This is a genomic window from Clostridium sp. ZS2-4, assembly GCF_026719745.1.
Lineage (GTDB): Bacteria > Bacillota > Clostridia > Clostridiales > Clostridiaceae > Clostridium_H.
In genome coordinates, this window is record NZ_JAPPRQ010000043.1 from 1 (window position 1) to 16,853 (window position 16,853).

The 16,853-nt window shown below is 29.0% G+C and carries 18 protein-coding genes and 2 tRNA genes; 16 read left to right on the forward strand and 4 right to left on the reverse strand.

Features of this window, described 5'->3' with window-relative positions:
• The first annotated feature begins 509 nt into the window (after positions 1-509).
• On the forward strand, positions 510-1,151 hold the full coding sequence (locus tag OIO11_RS06825) for a YidC/Oxa1 family membrane protein insertase (RefSeq protein ID WP_268070692.1): 642 nt from the start codon (positions 510-512) through the stop codon (positions 1,149-1,151).
• A 73-nt stretch (positions 1,152-1,224) separates the two neighbouring features.
• On the opposite strand, the gene OIO11_RS06830 is transcribed toward OIO11_RS06825, so the two are convergent.
• Positions 1,225-1,533, reverse strand: coding sequence for an ArsR/SmtB family transcription factor (locus OIO11_RS06830; RefSeq protein WP_268070693.1), 309 nt, complete (start codon positions 1,531-1,533; stop codon positions 1,225-1,227).
• A 236-nt stretch (positions 1,534-1,769) separates the two neighbouring features.
• On the opposite strand from OIO11_RS06830, the gene OIO11_RS06835 reads away from it, so the two are divergent.
• From OIO11_RS06835 to OIO11_RS06865, 7 genes are all read left to right on the forward strand, one after another.
• A complete protein-coding gene (locus OIO11_RS06835; RefSeq protein WP_442781248.1) occupies positions 1,770-1,937 on the forward strand; it encodes a hypothetical protein in 168 nt (55 codons plus the stop codon).
• 42 nt (positions 1,938-1,979) lie between these two features.
• On the forward strand, positions 1,980-2,117 hold the full coding sequence (locus OIO11_RS06840) for a hypothetical protein (RefSeq protein WP_268070694.1): 138 nt from the start codon (positions 1,980-1,982) through the stop codon (positions 2,115-2,117).
• 98 nt (positions 2,118-2,215) lie between these two features.
• The gene (locus OIO11_RS06845) at positions 2,216-3,295 is read left to right on the forward strand and encodes a M24 family metallopeptidase (RefSeq protein WP_268070695.1); all 1,080 of its coding nucleotides are present in this window, start codon (positions 2,216-2,218) and stop codon (positions 3,293-3,295) included.
• 118 nt (positions 3,296-3,413) lie between these two features.
• Positions 3,414-3,668 (forward strand): hypothetical protein, encoded by a 255-nt coding sequence (locus OIO11_RS06850; protein ID WP_268070696.1) that lies wholly within the window; start codon positions 3,414-3,416, stop codon positions 3,666-3,668.
• 18 nt (positions 3,669-3,686) lie between these two features.
• Complete coding sequence (locus OIO11_RS06855; RefSeq protein WP_268070697.1) at positions 3,687-3,989, forward strand: hypothetical protein; 303 nt, start codon at positions 3,687-3,689, stop codon at positions 3,987-3,989.
• 293 nt (positions 3,990-4,282) lie between these two features.
• Positions 4,283-5,662 (forward strand): MBL fold metallo-hydrolase, encoded by a 1,380-nt coding sequence (locus OIO11_RS06860; protein WP_326497926.1) that lies wholly within the window; start codon positions 4,283-4,285, stop codon positions 5,660-5,662.
• A 161-nt stretch (positions 5,663-5,823) separates the two neighbouring features.
• Positions 5,824-6,414, forward strand: coding sequence for a hypothetical protein (locus tag OIO11_RS06865; RefSeq protein ID WP_268070698.1), 591 nt, complete (start codon positions 5,824-5,826; stop codon positions 6,412-6,414).
• A 219-nt stretch (positions 6,415-6,633) separates the two neighbouring features.
• On the opposite strand, the gene hcp is transcribed toward OIO11_RS06865, so the two are convergent.
• Positions 6,634-8,286 (reverse strand): hydroxylamine reductase, encoded by a 1,653-nt coding sequence (gene hcp, locus OIO11_RS06870; protein ID WP_268070699.1) that lies wholly within the window; start codon positions 8,284-8,286, stop codon positions 6,634-6,636.
• 209 nt (positions 8,287-8,495) lie between these two features.
• Between hcp and OIO11_RS06875 the strand changes: the two genes are divergently transcribed.
• Positions 8,496-9,656 (forward strand): radical SAM protein, encoded by a 1,161-nt coding sequence (locus OIO11_RS06875; protein ID WP_268070700.1) that lies wholly within the window; start codon positions 8,496-8,498, stop codon positions 9,654-9,656.
• Between the two features lie 469 nt (positions 9,657-10,125).
• On the opposite strand, the gene OIO11_RS06880 is transcribed toward OIO11_RS06875, so the two are convergent.
• The gene (locus tag OIO11_RS06880) at positions 10,126-10,860 is read right to left on the reverse strand and encodes a VCBS repeat-containing protein (RefSeq protein ID WP_268070701.1); all 735 of its coding nucleotides are present in this window, start codon (positions 10,858-10,860) and stop codon (positions 10,126-10,128) included.
• A gap of 43 nt (positions 10,861-10,903) precedes the next feature.
• Here OIO11_RS06880 and OIO11_RS06885 point away from each other — a divergent pair, with 43 nt between their 5' ends.
• The 7 genes from OIO11_RS06885 to OIO11_RS06915 all read left to right on the forward strand — a co-directional run bounded on the left by OIO11_RS06885 (position 10,904) and on the right by OIO11_RS06915 (position 15,398).
• The gene (locus OIO11_RS06885; RefSeq protein ID WP_268070702.1) at positions 10,904-11,071 is read left to right on the forward strand and encodes a hypothetical protein; all 168 of its coding nucleotides are present in this window, start codon (positions 10,904-10,906) and stop codon (positions 11,069-11,071) included.
• 149 nt (positions 11,072-11,220) lie between these two features.
• Positions 11,221-11,940, forward strand: a complete 720-nt coding sequence (locus tag OIO11_RS06890; protein WP_268070703.1) for an N-acetylmuramoyl-L-alanine amidase — start codon at positions 11,221-11,223, stop codon at positions 11,938-11,940.
• A gap of 132 nt (positions 11,941-12,072) precedes the next feature.
• Positions 12,073-12,627, forward strand: a complete 555-nt coding sequence (locus OIO11_RS06895) for a GNAT family N-acetyltransferase (RefSeq protein WP_268070704.1) — start codon at positions 12,073-12,075, stop codon at positions 12,625-12,627.
• A 348-nt stretch (positions 12,628-12,975) separates the two neighbouring features.
• On the forward strand, positions 12,976-13,452 hold the full coding sequence (locus OIO11_RS06900; protein WP_268070765.1) for a type I restriction-modification enzyme R subunit C-terminal domain-containing protein: 477 nt from the start codon (positions 12,976-12,978) through the stop codon (positions 13,450-13,452).
• 175 nt (positions 13,453-13,627) lie between these two features.
• Positions 13,628-13,703, forward strand: a tRNA-Met gene (locus OIO11_RS06905).
• Positions 13,704-13,979: 276 nt separating this feature from the next.
• A complete protein-coding gene (locus OIO11_RS06910) occupies positions 13,980-14,684 on the forward strand; it encodes a hypothetical protein (RefSeq protein WP_268070705.1) in 705 nt (234 codons plus the stop codon).
• Between the two features lie 246 nt (positions 14,685-14,930).
• Positions 14,931-15,398, forward strand: a complete 468-nt coding sequence (locus tag OIO11_RS06915; protein WP_268070706.1) for a hypothetical protein — start codon at positions 14,931-14,933, stop codon at positions 15,396-15,398.
• A gap of 1,315 nt (positions 15,399-16,713) precedes the next feature.
• On the opposite strand, the gene OIO11_RS06920 is transcribed toward OIO11_RS06915, so the two are convergent.
• Positions 16,714-16,800: transfer RNA gene (locus OIO11_RS06920), tRNA-Leu, on the reverse strand.
• Positions 16,801-16,853: the final 53 nt, after the last annotated feature.

The window sequence follows — 16,853 nt, forward strand, 5'->3', positions numbered from 1 at the left end:
GTCAGTTTTATAGGTTAATATTTTTTGAAAATATAAAAAAACATGACGGGCTAAGTCCGCCCAAAATAAAATAGGGATAATATTACTTGATAACCAAAGATTGCGCCATATAAATTTTTACTGTGACAAAATGTAATTAAAATCAGTATTATTTAGTGATAGTATGATATAATTATTACTAAGGATTACAATATATTAAATGGATAGGAGAATATTATGATTAAATTTGATTTTACTAATTCAATATATATTCTCTTAATGTTAAGTTTTTTTATGATTACCTTTTCCTATATTACATATTCTATAAAAGAATTTAAGAACAAAATATTTTGTATAAAAGGTGAAAAAAGTGATCGAAATAGGATTGTTGGGTATTTAAGGACGCTTATCATTAAGGATTATGTCTCCTACGAAAAATATGATATATGGAGATTTTGTGTAGAAAAATAAATGGGTGAAAATAATGTATATGTTAAAAATCATATCTGAAACATAAAGGAGAAGAGTATATGAACATTATTTTCACAGTATTTGATAGTTTGCTAAATGTATTATTCAATATGTCAGGGGATTACGGAATAGCCATAATTCTTTTAACGGTATTAGTTAAAACTATGCTTTTGCCAATAGGAATAAAGCAAAGAGAAAGCTTAAATAAACAGCAGGAGATTTCTAAAAAAGTTCAGCAGCTTAAAGAAAAATATAGACACAATAAAAGCAAATTGGATGATGAACTTAAAAAATTATATATGAGTAATTCAATGAGTATTCTGGGATGTCTTCCAATGATACTTCAGATACCTGTCATGTATTCACTTTACAAAGTGTTCTCATCAATGGCTGTAGAAGTTGGAACTAAACTTGTACCTTGGGTATCCATGTTAAAGATTTCAGACCCATATTTTATAATACCAATAATTGCAGCACTTATTCAGTTAATGCCTAATATACTATCTGCTTTAGGAATATTAAAGAATAGTGGAGGGATGAAACTTAGTTTTGGAAATGTGATGATAGCTGGAACAGTTAGCTGTTTATTTTTAGCTAAAGCGCCTATAGCTGTCGGTATATATTTTATAACAACAAATTTATATTCAGTATTAGAACAAATAGGGTATTCAATATATGCAAATAAAAAGTGTACAGCTTAATGAAAAAAACTTTACATTGCCAAAATTTGGCAGTGTAAAGTTTTTTATTTATACAAGATTATGTTTACAAAACTTATTCGTTAAATTTTTTAAGTTCACTTGATGAAAAAATGCTATTAACTATTTTTTTTATATCTTCATCTACCAAGGAATATATAACTTCTACTCCATTCCTGTTGCCTTCTACAATTCCTTTGGATTTTAAGATTGCAAGGTGTTGAGAAACAGTAGATTGAGGCATTTCAAGACAATCTTGCATTTCAGTTACATTTAAATTTTTTGACATCAATTTGCAGACTATGCATAGTCTGGTTGGATGGCCTATTGTTTTAAAAATTTCGGATAAATTTTTAAGCTTTTCTTTATATTCATCTTTATTCAATAAAATCACCTTTCAATTCTAGTTTCAGTATTATATAAATTTTAAATATTAATGAATTTTTTGTCAAGGTACTTCCTTCTATTTCATCATATATTACAGATGACCTAATAGTGAGAACAAGATGAACGAAACTTATAATAAAAAAATAAGAGTAATTTTATGGTAAGTATAAGATTTTTTATTTAGGAAATATTAAATCTGAGAGGAGTGATATTATACAATTAAATACTAAAGATATGATAAAACAAAAATTATTAGATGCACAAGAAAATATTAGAGACTATGAAGAATATGCAAAGCAAGTAGATAATAGAGAAGTAAATAGAGCATTTAAAGATTTTGCAAATGAAACAGCAATGCAAGCTCAAAAACTACAAGAACTACTTTCAAAATATGATAAGTAATGAAGCAATTCTCTAAATTATTCCCAGAAAGGGAGAGTTGAAATGAGAAAATCTATGCTTAAAGGTGAAGCACACAAAAAAGGAAAAAAACATGATGGAATTAAGCCTGCAGACAGGCCATTAGGAAATAAGGAAAATATTTCAGATTATACAAATTTTGAAGGGAAACCTATAGAATAAACAGACAAGAGCTGTGGTTATAAAACTGCAGCTCTTTTATTTTAGAGGATTTGACAAATTAGTGTAGAAATGATTTAGGGATAAAGGAGGAATAGCAAGTGAAAAATGAAAGATTACAAAGAATCATAGCTAATATGATGAAAAACAATTTACAACAAATGATAATTACTTCTACAGCATCTATATTCTACATTACCGGAAAATGGATAGAATCCGGAGAAAGGCTTTTAGCTTTATACATAAATACTGAAGGTGATAAAAAATTATTTATAAATGAGCTATTTCCAGTAAATGAAGATCTGGGAGTGGAATTACAAATCTTTAGTGATTCTGATGATCCTATAGAGTTATTGGCTTCTACTGTAAAAGAAAATAAGACATTGGGTATAGACAAAGAATGGCCTTCACATTTTTTAATTGGTCTTATGGAAAAGAAAAAACAGCTTAAATTTGCCAATGGATCTCCTATAGTTGATAGAGTAAGAATGATAAAAGATAGTGAAGAAATTCAGCTAATGAGGGAAGCTTCAAAAATAAATGATATGGCTATGAGTGATTTGATAAAAAAGGTTATTCCTAAACAATATACAGAGAATAAAGTTTGTAAGCTTTTGGGAGATATATATGAAAGTTATGGAACTGACAGCTTTTCTTTTTATCCATTGATAGCTTATGGAAGCAATGCGGCAGAACCACATCATAGTTCTGATAATAGTGAATTGAAAATTGGAGACAGTATAATTTTGGATATTGGTGGAAGAACTAATAACTACTGTTCAGATATGACTAGAACTGTATTTTATAAAGAAGCTTCTGATGAAAGTAGAAATGTATATAATATAGTATTAGAAGCCAATTTAAGAGCTATTGAAGCTGTAAAACCAGGAGTTAGATTTTGTGATATTGATAAGGTTGCCAGGGATATTATTGAGAGAGCAGGCTATGGAAAATATTTTACTCATAGAACAGGGCATAATATAGGAATTGATGTCCATGAGTTTCCAGATGTAGGTGAAGTGAATGAAATGGTTGTAGAGGAAGGCATGATTTTTTCAATAGAACCGGGAATATATCTTCCAGGAAAGCTGGGAGTTAGAATTGAAGATTTAGTAGTTGTAACTAAAAATGGATGTGAGATTTTAAATAAATATCCAAAAAAACTGTTAGTAATTGAATAAGAAATTAAAAAGAATGGTTCCTGCCATTCTTTTTAATTGGGGAATTTTTCAAATTTCAAGCAAAAATAAGAGAATAAAAGATTATTTCATTGAATATAAAAATATAGGAGGTGTATACATGAATAGTATTTTTAACACGATAGATATTAGTCAGTATGTTAAGAGCAACTACAATAAAACTTTTATTGTAGAGGGAGAAAAAGTAGAATTGTTGAAAAACAATATAAATGAGAATTTACTTGTTAAAGCAGATACTTTTTTAAAAATAATAGAGAACAGACAATTTGTTAAGTATAGGATAATTGAAAGGATGATGGACAACAAAAATAATATTTTTTTATTTGTTAAACGAATAGAAATAATGGAGCTCTAATATTGGGGAGGAATTAATGTGAAGGGTTTAAATTTGATGGTATTAGCATTTATTTGTGAATCTATATGGGAAACAATTAAAATGGCAATTCCACATAAGTTACCAAATTGGGGTGATAGAATAGGAGTTATGGCTATAGGAATAGTATTATCAATAGCAAGCAGGATGGATTTAATGAGTATTATAGGAATACCATTAAATATACCAGGACTAGGTATGATATTTACAGGTTTATTAATAAGCAGAGGAAGTAATTTTATGCACGATATTTTAGCAACAGTAAATAATATGCAGCAGAATATAAAAAATCAGGAAAAATGATTATAGATTTTAAAATAGATATTTTAATTTGCCCTGAGCTTTTGTGTATCAGGTTTTTTTATTGCTTAAATAAATAGCGAAATGTTATTATATATTGCAATTATCAATCTTCATTGTTCAATAATCAATTTATGAAAAAACTTCGATGAAGTTTTAATACAATGAATAGTAGTTGTTCCAACGTATATATAATGACTATAATTTAAGTAAAGGAAATTATTACCGATAAATATATATAGCTTTTTTTGATATACTCTTAAATGACATATAAATAAACTAAGGAGGAATACAGAATGGGAGATTTTTTAGGTATAATAGGATTTTTAGGATGTTTCATATTTTTAATTCTTACTATTATTTCAGTTATTAAAAGAAATGGTAAAGTTAAAAAAAATGCAAAAGGAATTTTAGCAGCATTTATTATATGTTGTATAGGAGCATTTTTAACACCTGCAACAAATAATTCAGTTAAAGAAAATAAGGTAGCAGCAAATCAAAATAAGAGTACTGCAGTAGAAAAAGCCTCAGAGCAGAAAGATAAAAATACTGACAATTTAAAAACAGAGGAGAAAAAAGAGAATGGCAGCAAAGAATCAAATGCCACAAAAACAAATATTAAAGCAAGTGGTAATTTAAAAGTCCATTATATTAATGTGGGACAAGCAGATTCAATATTAATCCAACAAAATGGACGTAATATGCTAATAGATGCTGGAAACAATAATGACAGTTCTCTAGTGGTAAATTATTTAAAACAGCAAGGTGTATCAAAATTAGATTATATTGTAGGTACCCATCCCCATGAGGACCACATAGGGGGACTTGATACAGTTATCAATACATTTGGCATAGGTACAATCTATATGCCTAAGGTTATAAGTACAACTAAAACTTATAAAGACGTTATAGCAGCTATAACAAGTAAAAGCAAGCAAATAACTGAACCTAAAGTTAATTCTACTTTTAATTTAGGAGCAGCAAAATGTACTATACTGGCGCCAAACAGTACAAAATATGAAGATTTAAACAATTATAGTATTGTTATAAAATTAAAGTTTGGAAATAATAGCTTCATATTTACTGGAGATGCAGAAGATGTATCAGAAGGTGAGATTATTAAAAAACAGCTTGATATACAAGCTGATGTATTAAAAATAGGACATCATGGCAGCCATTCATCAACTACGGATGCTTTTTTAGCTAAAGTTAATCCTAAATATGCAGTTATAAGCGTGGGAAAAGACAATGACTATGGACATCCTCATAAGCCTACAATGGACAAGCTGAAAGCTAAAGGTATTACTGTATATAGAACTGATGAATGTGGAACTATTGTAGCAACAAGTGATGGAAATAAAATAACTTTCAGTACTAAACCAGGTGATTACAAATATAATGGAAGTGGAAGTGCAGCAAAGAGCAGTGGTGGTTCAATAACAAATAAATCAACATCAACAACTAAGAGTAGTAATACAACAACAAAATCTAATACAACAACTAAAACAAATACCCAACCATCTTCAAGCAGTAATAAAACAGTATATTGGACACCAGGGGGCAAATCGTATCATTATTCACGAAATTGTTCAACTCTTTCAAGAAGTAAAACAATATTAGAAGGTTTATTGTCAGAATGTCCAAAAGATGATCCATGTGATAGATGTGCTTATTAATATTAAGAAAAATTTAACCCTAGGCATTACGTCTAGGGTTTTTTGTTTATACTCTTTTCATAAGTAAATTAATAATTACAGGTAGGAATGTAATGTGTAATGTGTTATATTTCAATATGAATGATGTTTGAAATTAAAAATTATAGAGGGAGTAGTGTATGATGGAAAAACTATTAAAGCCTATAACTGTAGAAGAATTTAGTTCTATTAGAAAAATAGAAATTAATAATATAGACGAAGGATTTGAAAATTACACTCATGGAGTATTAGATCCCCACAAGAAAGGGCTAACTTTGGCAGAAGCAAATGAACTTTTAGGTTCTGTAGAAAAGTATAATTTAAAATATGAAGATAGATTTATAAATTTTATGAAAAAGATTTATAATCTCAATAAAAATAAGCCAATAATCGTAGATTTTTATTTAAAAGATATAGATAATGCAGGAATTCTTAGAATTCTAAATTACTTGGATTATGATGATAAATTAACATTAATAAATCATGTAAGAAAGATAAATACTGATTCAGCATATTTTTTATTGGATAATGAAGAATTAATTCCTTTTATAACAAAATTATCAACAAGAGAATTACATTTCTGCACAGTACATTTTACAGAGATACCACTTACAGTTTGGGGAAATTATCAGTTGTCTTTTCCAGTATTTTTCAGAGAACACGAAGATGTAAAGCTTTATGAGAACATAGCAAGGGAAAACAATTTATTTATAAGAGATATTAAGTATGTATGATATGGAATGGGGGGGAACTGAATATTGTTGCGATGTAACAGTATTCTAGTAACCAGTAGCCAGTAACCAGTTACCAGCAGTAGTAATGATAAAAAACTAGCGAAAATTTTAAATTAAAGTTTTCAATAGTTTTTTATCATTTTAAGGTTTTCTGACGAAAGGAAGAAAATACTCTTTTACTGGCTACTGTTTACTGGTAACTGGTTACTAAAGAGCTAATTAACTTTGCTGTCCTAATATTGCTTCTAAGTCTTGATCAGGTGTTGAAATAGGTTTTAGATCGAATTTGTCAACTAATACTTGTAATATATTTGGAGTAATAAATGCAGGAAGTGTTGGACCAATACGAATGTCTTTAATTCCTAAAGATAATAAAGCCAAAAGTATACCAACTGCTTTTTGTTCATACCAAGAAAGAACTAATGAAAGAGGCAAGTCATTTACTCCGCAGTTAAATGCTTCTGCTAGTGCAACAGCCACTTTAACAGCTGAATATGAATCACTGCACTGACCACAATCAAGTATTCTTGGAAAACCAGCTACAGTTCCTAAATCTAGCTTATTGAAACGGAATTTACCACATGCTAGAGTTAAAATAACAGTATCTTTTGGAGTTTTTTCTGCAAATTCTGTATAGTAATTTCTGCCTGGTCTTGCTCCATCACAACCTCCTATTAAGAAGAAGTGTTTGATTTTACCACTTTTAACTGCATCTATAATTTCATTTGCATGGCTTAAAATAGCGTTGTGGGCAAATCCAATTGGAATTCTCTTTTCTGGTTCATCATTCTGCCATCCACCCAATGCTAAAGCTTTTTCGATAACAGGAGTAAAATCTTTTTTACCATTAACTTCTTCAATATGAGGGGAATCAGGAAAACCTACTATACTTGTTGTGAATAGTCTATCTTTATAACTATCTCTTGGTTTTTGGATACAGTTAGTAGTCATCAATATGCATCCAGGAATTCCATCAAATTCATCCTGTTGTTTTTGCCATGCACCACCGAAGTTACCAACCAAATGTTTATATTTTTTCAACTCTGGATATGCATTTGCAGGAAGCATTTCACAGTGAGTATATATATTTATACCTTTACCTTCTGTTTGTTCTAACAGTTCTTTTAAGTCCTTCAAATCATGTCCTGATACTATGATGAATGGACCTTTTTTCTTTGTAATCAATACTTCGGTAGGCTCTGGATTGCCAAAGGTGCTGGTAACAGCAGAATCCAATAATTCCATACATTTTAGGTCGGTCTTACCTAATTCCATGTTAAGATTAAATAAATCTTCAACAGTTAAGCTGTCATCGATAGTACCTGCTAAACCCTTATAAAAGAAGTTATTCACTTCATCATCAAATTTGCCTAGTATGTATGCATGATGGGCATAGGCAGCCATTCCTTTAAATCCGTATATTAATAGTTCTCTTAAAGAACGTATATCCATATCTAAATTTTCATCAGCCATTATGCCTACAGTTTTAATATCTTTAACCATTTCTTCCATAGTATTTGGTGCTTTGTATTTTGCAGCTTCAGGTATATTTTCAATTTCACCAACAGCATTCTTTAGTTCTTCTTTTATTTCTTCAGCTTTTTTAATATATTCTACAAATCTGGTTGGATTAAAATTAACATTAGTAAGTGTAGCAAACATACTGTCTACCACAAATTTGCTTATTTCACTTCTAATTTTTAGTCCTTTTTCTAAATTTTTTTGACCATAAAAACCAATACCCTTTAATTCGTGGATTAGTACATCCTGCAAATTAGCCACAGTAGGATTTTTACCACATACACCTGATTTTACACAACCTTTGGCACCTAATGTTTGCTCACACTGATAACAAAACATTGCATTCTCCATAAGTAAACCTCCCTATTATGTTTTTGTTTCACTTATATTAGGTTCTCTAATTGTAAAAAACCTATTCAAAAATATATTAAATGATGCCACAACAGCCTTAATTGATCATTGAGTAATGAATATTGATAATTGCAATATATATACCTTATAATATTGTTAAGAAACTAAAGAATAATGTTGTAAAAATATTAAACAAAAGGAGAAATGGGATGTCAAATATAGAACATAGCTATGAAGGTTTTGAAATGGGGCCAATTAGACCGCCAAGTGAAGCTGAAAGTTTAATGCTTAGGGTAACAAGGAACTGTCCATGGAATCAGTGTAAGTTTTGTGGTCTTTATAAAGGGAAAAAATTCAGCATACGACCTAAAGAACATGTTTTAAAAGATATTGACTTAGTTAAAAAATGTATAGACACTTTTGATAAGATAAAACAAACCAATGATGATGAAAAACGTAAAATATTATTTAAGGAATTAGAAGAGGCAGTAAAGCCTAATGGTGAGTGGGCATATCATTCAGCTTTGTCTTGGTATAAGAGTGGAATGAAATCTATTTTCTTACAAGACGCAAATACTATGATTATAAAACCGGATGATCTGGTAGAAATATTGCTGCATATAAAAGCTAATTTTCCACAGGTTGAAAGAATAACATCCTATGGAAGGTCTCATACTATTGCCAGAATTAAGGATGAAGACCTTCAAAGAATAGCCCAAGCAGGTCTTAATAGAATTCATATAGGAATGGAAAGTGCCAGTGACAAAGTTCTTGAATTAGTAAAAAAGGGTGTTGATAAAGAAACACATATTAAAGCTGGTCAGAAAGTAAAAAAAGCAGGAATTGAGTTGTCGGAATATTTTATGCCAGGACTTGGTGGAAATGAATATTCAAGAGAAAATGCCTTAGAAACTGCTGATGCATTAAATCAGATAAATCCTGACTTTATAAGAATAAGAACTCTTGCAGTACCAAATGAAACTTATTTGCATAAAGATTATGAGGAAGGAATTTTTACAAGAACTAATGATGTGAAAATGGTAGAGGAATTACTTTTACTTATAGAAAATTTGGAAGGGATCACAAGTACTATTAAAAGCGATCATATACTTAATTTGATTCCAGAAGTAGAAGGAGTATTGCCGCAAGACAAGGATAAGATGATAAGTGCATTAAAATGGTTTTTAGATTTAGAACCAAAGGAGCAGATGATATTTAGAATAGGCAGAAGAACTGGTAATATAAATGAGAGAGCTGATTTAATGAATCCAGTTAAAAGAAACTATATGGAAAATGTTATTAAACAAAATAATATCTCCTTAGAAAATATTGATGCGATTACAGATGAATTGATAAAAAGATTTATATAATAAAAAAATAAAAGTCATACAGTGAAGTCAGTGTTAACTAGAACGATTGCTGTATGGCTTTTCAACAATTTAAAGTTTTAAAATTATTTTTGCTTGTATAAATAATGTCATATTTCATAATCATCTCACCTTAATCTTTAGATTTAAAGTTTACTTTTTGGGCTTTCAGCTGAAGCAATTAATATAATTCTTGCCACTAAAGATAATCCTAATAAAATAAGTGCTGAGTATAACATATTAAATCCCTCCATTAATTTTATATTTTCAATATCTATTCATCAAATAATTAAGATATTATCCGTATATTTGATTTATTTATTAATATATTATAGCACCGGGATTTATAAGAGTAAAAAAGCATTATATCTTAAAGAAGACTGAAAAAGCGTTTACAAATTATACATAAACGTTTACAAGTTGTTTAAACACAAAAAAGCTCATTATAAAAGAAGTTTTAAACTGCTGTTTATTATCCGAATATTCCTACGGTTTGAAAGAAAGGAACAAATTCTTTACCATTCCATTCTAAAGATGTTTGAACATAGCCTAAGCCATCTGCATTATATCTACCAGCTATTCTTTGTAATGCATATAATTCATAGCTTCCATTTCTTTTGAAATCTATAGGATACAATCCGCCTAAAGGATTTACCCATCCTTCAATAGGAGCTTTAAGCGTACCATTTTCATTATATATTTCTGCTAAGTACTCTTTTCCTTTATATTTAATATCTATGATATATTTTTTACCATCAATTTTTTCTTTAACTTCAACTTGATAATAATCTCTATATATAACATCATACTTATACTTTTCGTTAAATTTCTCATAGTCAAAAATCTTTTTTGGATTATTGTCTTTAAAGGAATATATATAATAAAAAGCAAATCCACCACTGCCGCCTGAATCAATGCTGATTAAAATATCCTTTATTTTATCTACTGTAAAATCCCCTAAAAAAATAGTTGGATTATATCCTGCATTTTGTTTTAGGGGAATTCTAGTAAAAGCGTCTGTTTTCCCATCTTGAACTATTAAAGTTATATTGTCAGTAAAAGGACTTTCTAATCCATATGGTTTTTCTCCAACCAAGTATACATTATCTTTAATTTTATCCCCATTTACATCTCCTCTTTTAAAATCCAATATATATATATTATTCTTTTGTATTTGTCTCCAAAAACAAGGTGGATAGTAATACATTTGCCAATCTCCTTTCAAAATTTATGTATTAGTATATTATGAATTGTTTAGAAATAAGGTTACAAAGCAAAAATATGAAAAAATATTAGAAATATTAGAGAACTCTAAAAACAATTTCCAAGTAAGAATAAGAGGATTACAAAGAAGAAGTGATGTGAGTAATGAACAAATCAAAATTATATTTAATATACTAAATCAGATAAAAAATTAATTACTGCAATTGCCAATAAACTTGATAAGCGTGAATATGAAAAGGTATAGCAAATAAAAAAAATTGAATATATATAGTTATATAGGTAAAAAATGGTTTCGAACAAGTTATTAGATGTGTAATTTTCAATAAATAGGGAGGAATAAGTTATGAAGATAGCAATTCGTGGAGGGCATAATTACGGAGTTCCAGGAGCTTCAGGAATATTGAATGAAGTTGAAGAAGACAGAAAAATATATGTAAAAGTTATAGGGTACCTTAAACAGCTAGGACACCAGATTTTAGATGTTACACCAAACAAGACTGCAACATCAGCTGAAGATTTAAGTTATGGAGTATCTAAGGCTAACGCATGGGCAGCTGATTACTTTTGCTCTATTCATCTTAATGCTGGCGGAGGTAAAGGTACAGAAGTTCTATATTACAATTGGAGTTATAAAGGTAATACTATGGCTACAAATATAGTAAAAAAAATAGCAGCTTTAGGATTTGTTAATAGAGGAGCCAAAGCAGATACTAGGGGATTATATGAACTAAGATATACTAATATGCCAGCTAATATAATAGAAGTGTGTTTTGTGGACAGTCAAGTAGATGTTAACCTGTATCGAAAAATTGGAGTAGACAAAATTGCTAAAGCTATTGCAGAAGGTATAACTGGACAAGTAGTTGTGGATAAATTTCCATTACCATTAAAGGTAATAGAAAATGTCCAAGTTATAAAAATAGATGGAGTAGGTCTAAAAGTAGTAAAAGAATTTAAGCCTAATGATTTGATAACTGCTGTGGGGGAAAAAAATGAGTTCTATGAATTGACTATAGGTGGAGTGCAATGTTGGGTATCCAAGAGTGCAGTTGTAAAAAGATAAAGGCTATTTAAGTAGATGTGGCTGGGAGCTGCATCTTTTTTATTATGTTAAAATATATTCCATAACAGTTAAAATAGTTAAATTTATAAAAATGGTATTATTACAAAGTAATATAATTAACAGGAGGGAATTATGAATAATATATTTTTCAATTACAATGGAGATTATCTATTAATCTCATTAGAAGAAAGTCATCTTCAATCACTATTTAATTGGAACATTGAAGAAAAACACCATGAACAATATACTTGTCGTCCTTTGAGAATACCTCAATCATTTGATGAATATGCTTATAAAACATTAAAATCAATTTCAGAAGAAAAACAAAAAGTCTATATACTAATCAAAAGAGAAGATTATAATAAACCATTAGGTAAAATTACATTATTTGATTTTAATTCAAGGAATCATAGTGCTGAATTTGGATACTATATACCAAGTTGCAATAGGAAACAAGGATTAGGAATTATTATGTTGGCACAGTTTATAGAAAAATGTTTTACTGATGATAAATTAAATCTAAATAAGATATATGCAACAACATCTTCAAATAATATTCCATCTATAAAGCTTTTGGAGAAGTTTGGTTTTAAATTGGATGGAAGACTAAGAGAACATTATTGGATTAATAAAAATAAATATGATCAACTTAATTATTCTATGCTTAAACGTGAATGGAATGAATAAAGGCTACTTGGTAGAAGTGTTATGGTAATTTATAGTGTTTAAGTATTGATATTTTAATTTGATTATCATTTAAGGACATTAGGAGGACATTGGGAGGACCAAAAATTATTGAGAAACAGGAATGTTTTTTAGTTGTTATAAAAAAGAAAAGTGGCGATAGAATTGAATTCAATAACAAAGTAAGTCAAATTTTTTAACTTTACCTTATTTGATAATAATACCGATATAGATAAAAGTAATTTTTAAAATTCATATTAATTACCTAAGTTTATAGAAAAGGAAAAAACTAAAATTTATCATACAAATTTTAAAGATGAGATAATAGAAATTATTGAGTATGAATCAGAAATTTTCAAAAATGATCTAGAGAACTATAAGAAGAAGGTCAGCAGGTACTTAAATGAGCATAAAGATGAGATGGTTGTCTATAAGCTTAGAAATAATAAAAAGTTGACATCTCAGGATATGAAGTCCTTAGAAGAAATTTTATGGCATGAGCTTGGAAGTAAAGAAGAATATGAAAAGGAATATGGAAATTTACCTATGACTAGGATGGTAAGAAGTATTATTGGTCTTGAGAGACAAGCCGCAAATGAAGCCTTTTCTGAATTCTTAGGTGATAAAAGTTTGAATACTTACCAGAGTCACTTTGTTAAGATGATAGTTGATTATGTTGTTAAAAATGGATTTATTGAAAAGAAGGTATTGATGGAAGATCCTTTTAGATCTCTTGGCAGTATAGTTGAGTTGTTTAAAGATAATATGGATACTGCTAAAAAGATACTTAAGGTTATTGATGAAATTAATGGTATAGATATTGCTTAGGAGTAATAAGTAATAATTTCCGGTTATTGTCATGACTTCTGGGGGCATAACATAAACTGGAAGTTTCTGTTTTTCTCTGTTACCCATTTTTATATTCACTTATTTCGAAAATTGTCTTGACTTATTGTATTTATTAAGTTATAATTAGCTTCTGACCAAAGATTATATATAATATCGCGGGGTGGAGCAGTTGGTAGCTCGTCGGGCTCATAACCCGAAGGTCGTAAGTTCAAGTCTTGCCCCCGCAACCATCAAAAACTCCTATACTTAAGTATAGGAGTTTTTATTAATTTTAGTTCTTGGTTTGTTGTTATTACAACTCCAGTAGAAAGAGAAGTTATTGAGAAACACTACCTAATGGAGAAAAGCTTTAATAATCAAGGAACTTACTAAGACACAACATAAAGATATTGTTCATCAATAAGATTTGAAAAAATACTGTTATAGAAGAAGTATAGGATATAATAAATACTATTAGACAGACGTTATAAATTTATGAGCAAGTTAAGAATACAGGAGTTGTTAATTTGAAAAAGTTAAAAGCAATTATTATTTTGATACTTTCACTAATCTGTATAATTATATTATCAGTAGGCTCTTTCGTATTGATAGGAGCTATTCAAGCAAAGTTATTTTTACCCAAAGAGTATATAATGTGGATTTTTAAATCGCCTTCTTTAAGGTTAGTATTTATTTATGAATGGTATATTATATTTGGATTTGCTTATATTTTTAGCAAGGATTTAAGAGCATTTATATTATGGGTTATTAATTCAAAACAAAGTTTTATCAAAAGGCATAAAATGTCCTTTATCTTTACTTTCGTAATACTTAATATAGTATTGATGTACACCATACTCTATAATGTTACTGTTATAACCAATAATAAGATAATAAACTATACGTTTTTATCACCACAGGGTAAGGAATATGGATACAACGATATTGTAAAAATTGACACAGGAGTTTATGGTAAAAAGCAATATACACATTCAAAGGGTGATTTTTATTATATTATACAATTAAATGATGGTACTAAAATTGATTTAACTGAAATGGGTGGGGCTAAAAATGATGATGACCCTCGATTCATTATTGAAAAACTTGACAGTCAATATGTAAACATGGGTATTTCTAAAGTATCAAGTATGGATAATTTTGAATACTGTACCAAACATTTAGATAAGATTTATACTGATAAGATACGAAATATATTAGTAAATATCAAGTGATACGAGTATTTAATTGATACATATTTTTCTTAAATCACGGGGTAAAAGGTTAAGAATTAAGGAAGTAGTTAAGTCACAACAGCAAAAAAATTGTGAAGAAACTGTTTTGATACATATAGCTCCTGTAGTTGTGGGAGTTTTTATTATGCTAAAATATACTTTAGTGTAGTTGGAGTAGTTAAATTTAGTAATATATAGTATAATTTTAAAAAATCTTAATCTTAAAAATTTAAAGAGGAGTTTAATATGAATAAGGGGAATGGAGTTAGAAAAATATTAATAAATGTATTATTGATTTTATGTGTTATAGCAGTAACTGAGGTAGTTAAATCTATGATAATTTTAGATGCTAAAAATCTTATGATTCCATATGAATTAGATGTAAGTGAAATAACTAAAGAAGCCAGTAATGATAAGAAGAAACTAACTAAAGAGGCTGAGAATATTACTACTATAGCTTCTAAAGAAATTAGTCAATTATTTTATGATGAATTAAATAGAAATACTTTAAGAGATAGAGGATGGTTTTTTAAAAACCTATATTATCCTACATATACAATAACCCCCGAATCAAAAACTAATAATTTTACTTGGATTCGGTTAGATAAATATGGGAATATAGAAATATTGGTAAATAATACTATATATAAAGGGGAAATATCAAAGCAAGTAGTAGATAAATTTATTAGAGAATATTCTCGTAATAAAAAATAGTTTAAAATATGAATATAAACTTTTAAATAAAGCATTACATTCACTAGAATGAATATAAGTTTGATATTAAAGAGCTGATACTTTTGATGTTAAGCTCTTTTTATATTATTATTTTTGAATGTATATAATGATTTTATTGATGAAGAGATGTTTAGTAGTGCAGTAAGATTATTGAACGATAATAAAAAAGTAAAATGATCTTAGAGAAATTTTGTGGAGTAGTATGTATTAATTGAATATAATATTTAAGGTGTAAGCAGACCAGAAGTGCCAACACCTCTGCTCCTAAAGAATGAAATCGGAAATTAAAAAATACTTACCATGCAAAAACCGCATCGTAAGTCTTTTTTAATCTATAATCGGCTACGCCTAAGGTGGAAGTCGGAAGCCGTTCCATTTTTTTAGAAAAACCCTTCAAAAATAGACTGGCTTTCCACTTTCACTTGAAAAGAAAAGGGAATAGGATAGAAAGTGGACAAGCTTTAAATCTGTTGTTAGAGGTTATTAATTTTAAACTTTCATTAGTAGATATAAAGCATGTCTATTTTCAATTAATCCGCCCAATGGGCGTTGTTCTCACTAAGAGCTGGTACAGCCAGCTCTTAGTTTATGTTCAGCTGCAGCTTATAATATTAGAGTAAATTTTAAGTGTATAGATAAACAAAAAATTAAAAGAATAGTTATATTATTATATAGTGCATATGTTGTTAGTATAGGTATTAGTAGTATTATTGTTACTGGTATCATATATATTAACTCTTTTAGCGCTAAACCCTGTCACCCAACAAACTTCATTGTTTTGCTGAGAAGTACTAGAGCTCTATAAGTCTTTCATATCTTCAAGCTCCAAATAGCACGTACAAGCATTAAAAAGTCATGTCCGTACTTTTGGGCAGCAACGCAAGTCCACGCTTTGCAACTGTATTTCTTTGTGGTCTTCTTATCTAGGGTATTCCTCAAGGGGCTTTAAAATAATTATAAGTATATTTTTATTTTAAAGGTTATATTTAAAATACCACCAACCCTAAAGGGTGAACTAGCCCAGGGCTGGTCCATCTTGTACAAGCTATTGTCCAAGATTGGTTAAATTTATTTAAAGTGCAATTGTATAAAGGATTAAAAGAATTATGTGTTATTAAGAACAATAAGAAAAAATTAAAAAAATTTTAAAAAATAAGATTAATATAGAAGAGGTGTTTTAATATATAGTTAAATATTTTAATTTGGTTTATTTAATAAGCGGACAAAAAACGGACAAATACAACGAAAAAGGACTTTGGATAAAACATCCAAAGTCCTTAACCAATTGAATCACTGGTGCCGAAGGCGGGACTTGAACCCGCACGAGTGTTACCCCGACGGATTTTGAGTCCGTTGCGTCTGCCAATTCCACCACTTCGGCATGGAACGTTATTATAATATCATGATATATATATAGTGTCAAGAGTTTTGAAA

What these genes read in the sequence shown, in the direction of transcription:
- OIO11_RS06825 (WP_268070692.1), top strand. Translation starts at nt 510, where the DNA reads ATGAACATTATTTTCACAGTATTTGATAGTTTGCTAAATGTATTATTC.
- OIO11_RS06835 (WP_442781248.1), top strand. Translation starts at nt 1,770, where the DNA reads ATGATAAAACAAAAATTATTAGATGCACAAGAAAATATTAGAGACTAT.
- OIO11_RS06840 (WP_268070694.1), top strand. Translation starts at nt 1,980, where the DNA reads ATGAGAAAATCTATGCTTAAAGGTGAAGCACACAAAAAAGGAAAAAAA.
- OIO11_RS06850 (WP_268070696.1), top strand. Translation starts at nt 3,414, where the DNA reads ATGAATAGTATTTTTAACACGATAGATATTAGTCAGTATGTTAAGAGC.
- OIO11_RS06860 (WP_326497926.1), top strand. Translation starts at nt 4,283, where the DNA reads ATGGGAGATTTTTTAGGTATAATAGGATTTTTAGGATGTTTCATATTT.
- OIO11_RS06865 (WP_268070698.1), top strand. Translation starts at nt 5,824, where the DNA reads ATGGAAAAACTATTAAAGCCTATAACTGTAGAAGAATTTAGTTCTATT.
- hcp (WP_268070699.1), bottom strand. Translation starts at nt 8,286, where the DNA reads ATGGAGAATGCAATGTTTTGTTATCAGTGTGAGCAAACATTAGGTGCC.
- OIO11_RS06875 (WP_268070700.1), top strand. Translation starts at nt 8,496, where the DNA reads ATGTCAAATATAGAACATAGCTATGAAGGTTTTGAAATGGGGCCAATT.
- OIO11_RS06880 (WP_268070701.1), bottom strand. Translation starts at nt 10,860, where the DNA reads ATGTATTACTATCCACCTTGTTTTTGGAGACAAATACAAAAGAATAAT.
- OIO11_RS06890 (WP_268070703.1), top strand. Translation starts at nt 11,221, where the DNA reads ATGAAGATAGCAATTCGTGGAGGGCATAATTACGGAGTTCCAGGAGCT.
- OIO11_RS06895 (WP_268070704.1), top strand. Translation starts at nt 12,073, where the DNA reads ATGAATAATATATTTTTCAATTACAATGGAGATTATCTATTAATCTCA.
- OIO11_RS06915 (WP_268070706.1), top strand. Translation starts at nt 14,931, where the DNA reads ATGAATAAGGGGAATGGAGTTAGAAAAATATTAATAAATGTATTATTG.